The organism is Fulvivirga imtechensis AK7, assembly GCF_000331535.1.
Classification (GTDB): Bacteria; Bacteroidota; Bacteroidia; order Cytophagales; family Cyclobacteriaceae; genus Fulvivirga; species Fulvivirga imtechensis.
Genome location: NZ_AMZN01000076.1, coordinates 1 through 5,568, shown reverse-complemented (window position 1 = coordinate 5,568; position 5,568 = coordinate 1). Strand labels below are relative to the sequence as shown.

At 36.8% G+C, this 5,568-nt stretch carries 8 protein-coding genes; 1 reads left to right on the top strand and 7 read right to left on the bottom strand.

The window, feature by feature from the left end:
- Positions 1-23 precede the first annotated feature (23 nt).
- From C900_RS21470 to xerA, 7 genes are all read right to left on the bottom strand, one after another.
- The gene (locus tag C900_RS21470) at positions 24-881 is read right to left on the bottom strand and encodes a hypothetical protein (protein ID WP_009582321.1); all 858 of its coding nucleotides are present in this window, start codon (positions 879-881) and stop codon (positions 24-26) included.
- A gap of 111 nt (positions 882-992) precedes the next feature.
- Positions 993-1,484, bottom strand: a complete 492-nt coding sequence (locus C900_RS21465) for a GNAT family N-acetyltransferase (RefSeq protein ID WP_040497255.1) — start codon at positions 1,482-1,484, stop codon at positions 993-995.
- Positions 1,485-1,486: 2 nt separating this feature from the next.
- A complete protein-coding gene (locus C900_RS21460) occupies positions 1,487-1,771 on the bottom strand; it encodes a type II toxin-antitoxin system TacA family antitoxin (RefSeq protein ID WP_009582319.1) in 285 nt (94 codons plus the stop codon).
- A 291-nt stretch (positions 1,772-2,062) separates the two neighbouring features.
- Complete coding sequence (locus C900_RS21455; RefSeq protein ID WP_040497254.1) at positions 2,063-2,578, bottom strand: DUF4279 domain-containing protein; 516 nt, start codon at positions 2,576-2,578, stop codon at positions 2,063-2,065.
- Between the two features lie 142 nt (positions 2,579-2,720).
- Positions 2,721-3,266, bottom strand: a complete 546-nt coding sequence (locus C900_RS21450; protein ID WP_009582317.1) for a hypothetical protein — start codon at positions 3,264-3,266, stop codon at positions 2,721-2,723.
- On the bottom strand, positions 3,259-3,726 hold the full coding sequence (locus tag C900_RS21445; protein WP_009582316.1) for a hypothetical protein: 468 nt from the start codon (positions 3,724-3,726) through the stop codon (positions 3,259-3,261). Before C900_RS21445 ends, C900_RS21450 begins: the two co-directional genes overlap by 8 nt.
- Positions 3,727-3,868: 142 nt before the next feature.
- Positions 3,869-4,855, bottom strand: coding sequence for a site-specific tyrosine recombinase/integron integrase (xerA, locus tag C900_RS21440; protein ID WP_009582315.1), 987 nt, complete (start codon positions 4,853-4,855; stop codon positions 3,869-3,871).
- 227 nt (positions 4,856-5,082) lie between these two features.
- Between xerA and C900_RS21435 the strand changes: the two genes are divergently transcribed.
- Complete coding sequence (locus C900_RS21435) at positions 5,083-5,325, top strand: hypothetical protein (protein ID WP_009582314.1); 243 nt, start codon at positions 5,083-5,085, stop codon at positions 5,323-5,325.
- The last annotated feature ends 243 nt before the right edge of the window (positions 5,326-5,568 follow it).

Genomic DNA, 5,568 nt, shown 5'->3' with positions numbered 1-5,568 from the left:
TTCAGGCTTTTTTTGACGGTATTTCAGCTATTCGGCTTAGTGTTATGTGTCGTTTTTCTTTTATCGGGAAGCTCCTTTAAATCTTGAATGCAGAGTTTTAATTCTTCAATCCATTCAACATTTATATCATTATTATTTTTGGAGGATTCCAATACCGTTTCTAAATGTGGAAGTAATTCTTTGTCTTCCAGCTCAATTATAGCTTCAAAAAGTATACTTCCAAACTCACCGTCTATTAGTTCTCTGATAATTATGTCCTTGACTCGACTGTCTTTACGTTTTGCTAATCCCAAAATAGCTTCAAGTTTCGTATCCTGATGTCTATCATTTACTCTATTCCAAAGAGCTTCCCTTATTTTTTTGTTATTTCTGTCAATCTGGGTTCCTATTCCAAATGTTGCCCAATCGCGGATATGACTTAATCTATCTGAAGATAATTGAATTAATGTCTTTATTGCCTGTGGATCATCTATACCGAGTAATGCCGCTACTAAACCTTCCTTAATATATTCATTATCATTGTTTGAGAATCTGCATAACTCTTGTATTTGTGATTGATTAAGATCGCTGTTGTTATGACTGATTGCATAGAGTAATGCCATAAGAACTTTTGGGTCAGTTTCTGTTTGCAGTAAGTCGAAAAAAACTTTTATTGATTGGTTTAAAAATGGTCTAGGTGGCAAACCAAATTGCGCAAGAATATCAATTCCTATTTTTCTTTTTTTCGGATCCTCTGATTTGGTTAATTCTACACATTTTAAAAAAAGGGCTTCGCTCGGCCTTTTCCGTAAGACAGAAATATTTTCCCAACGAGTTCTTTCAGATTTGTTATTGATGAGTCGTAATAATAATTTGTCATCAGTCCAATTCTTTCTGCTCATACTTTGGTTTTTTTGGAATGACACATAACGTTCAGTGGAAAAATAGTAGTTTTGGCTGAGCGATGGCCTTTGGGCGACTATTATTTTTTCCACAATGTTGTGGTGCGTTTCTTATATTAATTGTCTAATTACATTCATAGGCAGAAACATTTTTTCGCTATCGGGCAATTGTTCAAAACCATATTTTTCATAAAATTTTACAGCATTTTCGCTAATTGGATCAACAACTACAGCCATTGCCCCAATACTTTGTTCTGATAGAGTATAAGCTCTGAATAATGCATCTAATAGAAGATGTTCACCTAGTCCAGTTCCTTTAGTTTTAATGTCTCTAGCTAACCTACCCAACAGAATTACAGGAGCGTTATAGTTTTTAGGTACTTTCTTTATGAACTTTTCCGGAATTAAATCTCTTCCCAGACTTTCGCTAGTTAAAGTATAATATCCAATCACATTTTTGTGTTTATCAATAGAAACAAAGCAAGTTGCTAATCTTTTTTTGATGTCTTGGCTAACTTGCTTTTGTATGTAATCAGTTAATGATTTCTCTTCGCATTCAAAGTTTTTCCTATTGTGTGATTTTTCTAATAAGATTATCTCCACTTTTAAGATATTTTCGATTTATATCTTTTTGCAGCTTCAATTAGATTTTCATTTGGTTTACTGTTGCTAAATACAGCGTCAAAAAATATTTCTCGATCTTTTTCAGTAGCTATGATTCTGTCATTTTTTGCTACTATCTTTTCCGCTTGTTTTTTAACCACTCTTACGATGAAACTGCTGAAAGATTTATCCCCACTTAATTTTTGGGCTCTTTTGAAAATTCTCTTATCAGTAGAAGATACTCTTAGTTCGATACGTTCGTCCTTGTTTATTTGTGCTTCCATCATTATTTTGTTTTACACAAATGTACGACAAAAAACCGTACAAAAAAAGTGTACTTCAAATTTTGATTAACATTAAATTTAGAGCGGTTCGAAAAATGGCAAGGCTTCAGTCTTATGCGGGGAATGCACCACAACGTCCAGCTATGATGAGTGGGGATTAGAAAGCACTAATCTCTCCATCTGCTCAAAGCCACACCGCTGTTTAAATTTAAAACTTGTGGCGGACTTTCCAATCCCCACGAAACTATCCTGACCGATGAAACCCCATTCATTCATAGCATTTGTTGTGGGGAGTTATTCTTCGTCATCCGATTCTTCGTAGTAGATGTCAAATACCACTTCGAGATTTCGTTCGCTCAGCATTTTCATGGATTCTGGAGTTAGTTTGAATCCACGATTCCAATTGTTCATATACCCAGCAACGTCCATCCAAGCTTCGTACTTTGAAGTTAGTTCGTTCCAGTGTTCGAGGTTGGGAGTTAGACCGTTAAGAAGTTCGTGAATCTTGATGTTAATATCTCGTTCATCACGTTTAGTAGTCAAGTACCACTTCCCCCAATTTGTCATTCGTGTTCGCCCTCTGTTGCCCATTGGATGCAGTTCGTTTGGATTCCAAGCTTTGGTTGGTTTTGCACCAATTAGTTGGGTGATCTCATCCTTGTTAAGCTGTTCCGAGTAAAAGTTGATCCCAACGCTGGATTCTTCAAGTTCACCTCCAACTTCGGCAATATGTTCAAGTTCGTCAGGGTTCACTGGCTCCCTGATAATCTCTTCTCCATTCTCGTCAAACCATCTAGTTGATTGTTCCATATGCGATTTGCAGATATTCCCCACAACGACCAACTAAAATGAGTATGCGCCCCAGTTGCTAGAAGCATTGACGTGCCTTGTTTGCAATGCCCTTTCATATAGCTCAGTGCGCATATTCATTTTAGTGTTTGTTACCTACAGTTTAATCACCTACGCTGATTAGATTTTTGATTTTAACGTGTCTTTCCACGTTAGGTCTCCATTGATCTTGATTCGCCATAAGCTCAGAAAGCTTTTCTTGGAAGTACACTTGGTACCATGTCTTTTTATGAAAATGACAAATATTATTATAAGTCTTTTCTGAATGGATCATCAGCCTCAATAGAAAATCTTCCTTAGGCTTACGGTGATTATTTACTATTTTACTTAACAGATTAGCGTCAATATCAATATCCTTAGCAAAGTCAATTCTCTTGCTATAAATCGTATCAATATATGAAGTCAAGAATTTTGTAAAGTGATTTTCCTCTTGATAGATAGGCTCTTTTATAAACTCCTCCATCTTCAGTTTTAGTTGTAATAATTTAGCCTTTATAATCTTGTCAGAAGATAGGTTCTTCATTCTTTGAAGTCTAGCCTCCATAAGTGCTTTGCCATCATCAAGTTGCTTCTTTTTTGAAGTATAGCGAGAATCTACACCGAATTCAGCACCTTCAATTTCTTTGAATTTATTTTTTTCCTTAATCATAGTCATAAGTGTTAATTAACTCTAGTATTTCTTCTATTTCAACGCTTAAAGTCATTCCCGTTATATTCATTCCAAATTTATCAATATAGTGTTGCGCTATTGCTCCCTTTGGTTTTAATGATACACAGGCAAGTTCTCCGTATTCTCTAACGGCAATTTTTGAAATGAATGTGATAAGGTTACCAGCAATATTTTCATATTCTTTGTCACTTCCTTTGTTTTCTTTAGATACAGTAATTAGCCTAATATGAATTCGCCATTCTTCTGGAATTCGTTCAACTGAAACAAGTCCTAGAATATCGCTTGACCCAACAATTTTTATTTTATAAACCTCCTGTGATTGTTCTTTTTTCCAATCAAAGAAATATCGACTTTTCGTAATAGATTTATAATCATTTGCTTGAACTGCTTCTATCTCTACTTTGTACTCTTTCCCATTAGCAGAACTTATAACTATCATACAACAAAGATACCAAAAAAGTTTCCTAAAAATGGAAATAATATATAAAGAGTTTCCAGAAAATGGAATAAATGATAGTATTGTTATTGTAGGTAACGTTTGAGCAAAGTGCGGTGCACTTTACTTGCAATGCAACAATACCTCAATCTAATAGATTTTTTATATTTTTAAAAGAATTTATTGCCACATGTGTGTATATTTCTGTTGTCTTGCTGGAATTGTGACCCAACAACACCTGTATATGCCTTAGGTCTGTTCCTGCTTCCAGCAAGTGTGTGGCAAAACTATGTCGCAGCATATGTGGGGTAACTTTCCTTCTGATTCCTGCCTTTTTTGCCGCCCTGTCCACAATTCTAACAATACTTGTTGAAGAGTACGTACCTCCGGTTGCCCCTTCAAATAAAAATTCTTTCGGCTTGTACATTTTATAGTAGTTCCGCAGATCTGAAAGAATAGAGGCACTTAACAAGGTAAATCGGTCTTTACCTCCTTTTCCATTTCTAACGCTGATCAATTGTCGTTTACTATCTATATCTGTTATTTTCAGGTTGATGAGTTCACTTCTTCTCAACCCTGCCGAATATAGAAGCGCTAAAATGCATCTATGCTTAATATTATAAACAGAGGCAATCATAGCTTTCACATCTTCTTTACTAATAACCTCTGGGAGCTTCTCCCTTTTCATTGGTCGCTCAATGTCATAAAAACGTGAAGGCATCTGAAGAACTACTTCATAATAAAATTTGATGCTATTAATAGTTTGATTCAAGTAGGAATCGGACCTTTTTTCCCTGATCAAGTGCTGCAAATATTTCCTGATTTCATCTTCTCCAATATCTATCAAATCCCTCTCGTTGTAGTAATTGATAAATTTTTCAAACATGGCAATATATGTTCTAGCGGTGTTTAGCGCATATTTCCGCACTTCTAATTTCTGAAAATATGCTTCCGGGCATGCACGATAGCCATCTTTGAGTTTCCGTTTTCTATAGCTCTCAATATCGGGAGGTGCTTCATTTCGTTGTATGGGCTTGTTAGGAAAAAAATAACTGCAATTCACCCAGGCCACACCTTTGAAGATGGAAAATATAGCATCCAGATTAGTTTTTGTGTTTTTCACATATACCATATTGTAGTCATTCGACCATTTAGGGTTCGAAAGCTCCTTCACGAGAGCCGGACAGAGAAAAAGTCAGTCGAACAAATTGCCTGCAGTGCCACAAACCCATTACCGGAAGGCTAGATAAAAAATACTGTGATGACCATTGCCGCAATATGTATAACAATAAGACTAAACGTACCGATGAAAAACAAATCCAAAAGATAAATAGTACCCTCAGAAAAAACCGTAGAATTTTGAAAACACTTTGCCCGGTTGGCAAGGCCACAGTAAGAAAAGAAGTACTTGATGCCATGGGCTATAGCTACCAATACTTTTCAGGAATATACCGCTCACCGTCATCGGGTAAGCTGGCATATTTCGTCTGCTACGACTACGCCTTTAGCCCTATCAATGAAAAAGGTATAGACAAGGCACTAATTGTCCAAAAACAGGATTACTTCGATAAGTATCTTCTGAATCCATGGGCTAAATATTGAGAAGTCTCGTAGCCCGTAGGAGGACGGCCCCTCAAGAAATGATCCGGCGGATCATTTTAAGGGAGGGGCCAGCCTGCAGGGTGAGTCCGGGGAGCGGTGGCGTTCGATTCCCCTACCTTTCAGTTGCTTCAGACAGTAGAAAATAAAAAAGGCCCGAGCAAGTTGCTCAAGCCTGGTTTAGTAGCCCGTAGGAGGACCGACCGTTAAGAAATGATCCGGTGGATCATTTTAGGGAGGGGCCAG